Raw genomic sequence first — 4,785 nt, 5'->3', positions numbered from 1 at the left:
CAAAGAGAGGTTTTAAGTCTCTTTGTTTCGTCCTTTAGGACTCATCAGTTAACTATTATTTGAGTTTCCGGTATTATATATTATTGAATCTCACTCAATAAGTCTAATTCACTAGAATTAAAAAGTCTTTTTATCTCTCTACTTTCTTCTTGAACCGCTAAATGTGTTTTTTGAGCTTCTCTAATTTCTTTAGCTGTATTCAAGTCATAGCCAAATTCCATACAAAAATCTGCAAAATCCTCAACTTCATAAGTAGTTAAACAGGCTAAAACATCATAAGCTTTCGGAGTTGTTCCTTTTTCTGTGTTATGGATTGAATCCCCAAAGTTAAAAGTATATTCGTGTTTATTGTTTTCTAATGTTACAATGAATATATTTCTTTTCTCTTTATCTGTAAAGAAGTGTTTACCCTTATGACTAAATTGAATCAATAGATTTGTTTTAGTTTCTTTTAAGAAGTCAATAGCTTGTGCTTCGTATTCACATCCTTTTTTCATTTGACTTATTAACTCATCTGAGTAGCTAACAGTTTTAAATTTAAATTCTCTTGTTTTCATGGCGTTTAATTTAAGTTATTAATAGTTTATTTATTAAAATATAAGTTTATTTTCATTGGGTCGCAATATGATAAATTAGCTCCGTTATTTAAAGCCTCTAAAAATATAGGTTTTAAATCGTTTTTAGTTTTTACGTGTGTGTATGATTTAAAATTATCCCAATCAGAACCATATAATGTAAAGTAGTATTCTTTATTCCAGTAATGTATTAGAACGTTCTGACCTGTAGGGGCTAATATAAAGCCGTTTTTAATTTTTATATCGTCTATTGTAAAAACATCTTTATTTATTAACGATTCATTTTTTAATACTATATCCTTAAAATTAGTTGTATTAAAGTAATCTTCAATATCTTGAATTATTTTAGTACTTCGTTTCATGGCTGTAAAGTTTTAATTAATAAATGTTTGTTGTCGTTATAATTAGTTGACAATGTAAAATAACACAATTGAAACCATTCCCACAACAAAAAAGATAAAAAAGATTTAAGATTAATGGCTAAATAGTTGAGTATCAAGGAGAATAATTTTAAAAAGGTAACAAGATTAAAAGCCCTAAATCGTACGAAATAGGGTAAAATGACTTAATTACTAGGTAAATTTAACAGATAAACAAGCAAAGAAATGAACGACAATAAGCAAATAAAAGGATTTAAGAGGGTTTAAAGTTAAGTTAATATAATGGAGCTATTGAAAAAAGAAAGGATGTTAAAACGAGTTTATTTAAACGGTGAATTTTCGGCAGTAGATAAAAGAACAAGTAAGGATGAAGTAAAAGAATATATAAACCAGGTAAACAATTAACATGGAACTAAACAAAGGACCAACTACAAAAGGTTATTGAATGTCCGGTATTACATAATAAGAAACTTACTAGTAATACAATAAGACAAACAACCAAAGTAACTAACCTATTAAATGAAGTGATTAACAATACAAACAATAGAACCAGTAAAAACAACAAGCGAATACAAGCAGCAAACATATCAAAGGGAACAAGCACAAGCACCACAACAACAGCCAACATATTACACCAGGATATAAACGAAGCTATTAATACAAATGAATACAAGCGTTAATACAAGGCAAAGAAAACAGGAGGATAGAATCGTTTGGGGCTATCGCACAGCGAAGGACAAGCAATTAAATTTGATATTACATGATTGATAAATTAAATTGTTTTGCCTGATAATTTAGAGGAAAGGAATAATTAAACAACACGCAATTAATTAAACGTCAACCATTTAGGGGTAAACAGTTCTATTTATGCATAAAAATAGAACAAACGTAAAGACAGCAACTACAGAGGCCCCACCAGTAAACACCCCACTACCAACATATAAAACGGTTTTCCTCTGACGAACGCACCCCCCCAATCCCCCCAATAGCCCCACTCCTAAAATTTTCTGCAAATTTTTTTTGGATTATTTTTATGGTTGGTTGAGCTAGTAATGGGTGGGGTTGTGATGGTATATACGGTATATATTATATATATGATTTAAAAGAAAGTTGGATAAATATTTGGATTGTAACATATAAGTTGTGTAATATTGTAAACAACACATACCGTAAAAACACCGTATTGTGTGTAAAATTCGAGAATAATGACTATAAAGGAACAAATAAGGTTAGAATTAAAGAAAGGCTCAAAAGTAAATATGAGTAAATTGAGTAGTGATTCAAAGATTAGCAGGGGTACATTGTATAAGTGGTTGAATGGTAATAGGACAGAGATGGGTGATGGAAAGATAGATAGGATATTGAGTGCTATGGATATGGAGGCTATTATAGTTAGGAAGAGGGATTAAAATGCAGAAATTAGTGCATTAGAAATGATATAATTATGAATAAATTAAAAAGGGGTGATAAACATCCAATTAAAAACTTAATATTCTACCAATATCACCATCCTTACTACAAGGAAACAAATGGTGAAGTTTGGTTATCTCCAGAGGAGTTTGAAAAAAGAAGAGATGCTCATGCTAAAAGCACAGCTAAATATAAGAAAGAAAATGAGTTATTATACTTAGTTTCAAACACAATAGGTAGAGGTAAAAGAAAATATAAAGATAATGATATAGATTTAAAGTTTATTGAAGAGCTATGGATTAAACAAGAAGGTAAATGTTACTGGTTTAATGTAGACCTTCAAATAGAATCTAAAAAGGGTAAAAATACAAGAAACCCCTTAAAGGTTACAATTGATAGACTAGATTGCACTAAAGGATACACTAAAAAGAATGTAGTTCTTTCATGTTATGCTGCTAATTGCGGTAGAGGAAATGCTTCTGTTGAGGAGTGGTTATTAATAATAAAAACTATACAAAATGGACTTAACAAAACAATATAACTTAAGAAAACTAGCAATTAAAAAAGGATTTAACCTAGTACCTAGTTTGGAATTTAAAAATGTATCCGACTATGATTATTATATTTGGATGTGTAAATTACAAAAATGGTTGAGGGACACACATAATTTACACATAGAATTAAGTGTAGATATATTTGATAATTTGGAAACGATGTGCTTCAGAGGGTTTCATATTATTCAAATGAATGACTATAAAGATTTATTTAATACTAATGAAGTATTTAAAACCTACGAAGAAGTATTAGAGAGAGGGTTGTTTGAAGCACTTAAATTAATTAATAAATAAATGTATATGAAGAAGCAAGAATTTGAGTGTTATATGGAAGGGTTGGTTGATTGTGGCCGGATTGAGTCTTATGACTTGAAGGAGAGGGTATTTGAGGGTTTTGGAGATGGTGGTTCTGATATTAATGAGTTTAGGGTATTGGTTATTGTAAGGGGTGTTGGTATAGGTATTGGTGATAGGATTATAAAGGGTAGGGCTGATGTTAGTGTAGATGGTTATGAGGATATTGTATATACTGATATGATTAGGGTGGCTAGTAAGTTTTATGGAGATACTTCCGGAAAATCGATTAAAAAATAATGTTATGAAGAATTTAGGGATATTAATGTTTTGTGTTATTGTTTTTATGGGAGCTTATGTTAGTAGGCTTGAAATATATAATACCGAACTTTCGTTGAAAAGCAGATTCCAGGACAGTATAAGATCTGAAGATAGTACGACTATTTATGTAAAGACTGTACAGATATTTAAGTTGGACAGTTTGAGGGAGAGTTGTGGCCGTCATAGCAAATATCCGGTTTATCAGAACGACTGATTTCCGGCAGTAAAAAAATGACAGAAGTATGCCTAACTATGCTAATTTGTTTGAGTAACGGTTTGGGTGTGGTTAGTTGCGAATTTAAAAACAGAAACAATGAGAAAAGAAAATAGTAAATTATTAATTAGAAACCTTAGAAAACAAACAGATAAGAAGCAATTAAATATAGGTGTTGTTAGCAATTCCGTTTGCCCAAAATGTGGAACTAAAGGAGATAAAACAACACTTACCGAAAACTCTTACGCTTGCAAGAAATGCGAAACTTGGTGGGCTAATGGTTGCTAATGTTAAATCTATGGGTATTTTTTGCCCGACTAAATACAGATAAATTATGAGAAAGTTTAAAGAAAAGCTGGAAATTGACTTATTAAAAGCAATGACCTACACAGAAATAAACAACCTATTAAACAAGCTTAATAGACAAATAGAAACCTTGCAAAAGAAAGTGAACAAAGGGCAATCATTACCTATAGATAGTGTTATTGTGCCGAAGGGTACGTTTTATTGCGATTGTGTGCAGCCAAGTATGCAAAAGCCAATAAGCGAAACAGAATACGAGTGTTTTGATTGTGGTAAAGAAATTAAAAACATAGAAACCGAGCAATGCACTATACCAAGTGTTAGTACGGAACATAAAAAATATATGGTTTGGGATGACTTGTTTGGAATATTGGCTTGGAAGTTTAAGCAAACAAAAAGCGGTGATATGTATTTAGATGGCGAAAAAGTATATAATGAATTAAAAGAAAAGTTTGAACTTAAACGAAAGTAGTATTACTGCTAATGCCAAAGACTATGTTTAGATTTTTAACGAATAAATAGATACAAATGAAAAAACAACTGGAAGACTTTTTAAGTACCTATAAACTACAAAAAGCATACTTAGATAAAAATGATAACTACACCATGGACGGCAAAAACTTTATTGATTGGTACATTAATGAAAGCGGTAATGTAGTTAAAAAATTAAATATAGACGATGTTAGCATTAGTTAATTAATTATGGAAGATAAAGAAAGACAAGAATTAATAGA

9 protein-coding genes are annotated in these 4,785 nt (G+C 30.4%); 7 read left to right on the top strand and 2 right to left on the bottom strand.

Features of this window, described 5'->3' with window-relative positions:
• Window positions 1–80: 80 nt before the first annotated feature.
• Together Q0352_RS11495 and Q0352_RS11490 are read right to left on the bottom strand one after the other, a co-directional pair.
• On the bottom strand, window positions 81–557 hold the full coding sequence (locus tag Q0352_RS11495; protein ID WP_299527625.1) for a hypothetical protein: 477 nt from the start codon (window positions 555–557) through the stop codon (window positions 81–83).
• Between the two features lie 26 nt (window positions 558–583).
• A complete protein-coding gene (locus tag Q0352_RS11490; RefSeq protein WP_299527623.1) occupies window positions 584–937 on the bottom strand; it encodes a hypothetical protein in 354 nt (117 codons plus the stop codon).
• A gap of 300 nt (window positions 938–1,237) precedes the next feature.
• Here Q0352_RS11490 and Q0352_RS11485 point away from each other — a divergent pair, with 300 nt between their 5' ends.
• The 7 genes from Q0352_RS11485 to Q0352_RS11455 all read left to right on the top strand — a co-directional run bounded on the left by Q0352_RS11485 (window position 1,238) and on the right by Q0352_RS11455 (window position 4,747).
• Complete coding sequence (locus tag Q0352_RS11485) at window positions 1,238–1,360, top strand: hypothetical protein (protein ID WP_299527621.1); 123 nt, start codon at window positions 1,238–1,240, stop codon at window positions 1,358–1,360.
• Window positions 1,361–2,399: 1,039 nt separating this feature from the next.
• Complete coding sequence (locus tag Q0352_RS11480; RefSeq protein ID WP_299527619.1) at window positions 2,400–2,906, top strand: hypothetical protein; 507 nt, start codon at window positions 2,400–2,402, stop codon at window positions 2,904–2,906.
• Window positions 2,884–3,213: a hypothetical protein gene (locus Q0352_RS11475; protein ID WP_299527617.1), complete on the top strand. Its 330-nt coding sequence runs from the start codon at window positions 2,884–2,886 to the stop codon at window positions 3,211–3,213. Before Q0352_RS11480 ends, Q0352_RS11475 begins: the two co-directional genes overlap by 23 nt.
• Window positions 3,214–3,219: 6 nt before the next feature.
• A complete protein-coding gene (locus tag Q0352_RS11470) occupies window positions 3,220–3,513 on the top strand; it encodes a hypothetical protein (protein WP_299527615.1) in 294 nt (97 codons plus the stop codon).
• A gap of 334 nt (window positions 3,514–3,847) precedes the next feature.
• Window positions 3,848–4,036, top strand: a complete 189-nt coding sequence (locus Q0352_RS11465; RefSeq protein ID WP_299527613.1) for a hypothetical protein — start codon at window positions 3,848–3,850, stop codon at window positions 4,034–4,036.
• A gap of 46 nt (window positions 4,037–4,082) precedes the next feature.
• A complete protein-coding gene (locus tag Q0352_RS11460) occupies window positions 4,083–4,523 on the top strand; it encodes a hypothetical protein (protein ID WP_299527611.1) in 441 nt (146 codons plus the stop codon).
• Between the two features lie 56 nt (window positions 4,524–4,579).
• Window positions 4,580–4,747 carry a hypothetical protein gene (locus Q0352_RS11455; RefSeq protein ID WP_299527609.1) on the top strand — a complete coding sequence of 56 codons (168 nt, stop codon included), beginning with the start codon at window positions 4,580–4,582 and terminating at the stop codon, window positions 4,745–4,747.
• Window positions 4,748–4,785 lie beyond the last annotated feature (38 nt).

Source organism: uncultured Lutibacter sp. (assembly GCF_937891065.1).
Lineage (GTDB): Bacteria > Bacteroidota > Bacteroidia > Flavobacteriales > Flavobacteriaceae > Lutibacter.
Note: the sequence above shows the minus strand (reverse complement) of the source record. Positions and strands in the feature narration are given on the sequence as shown.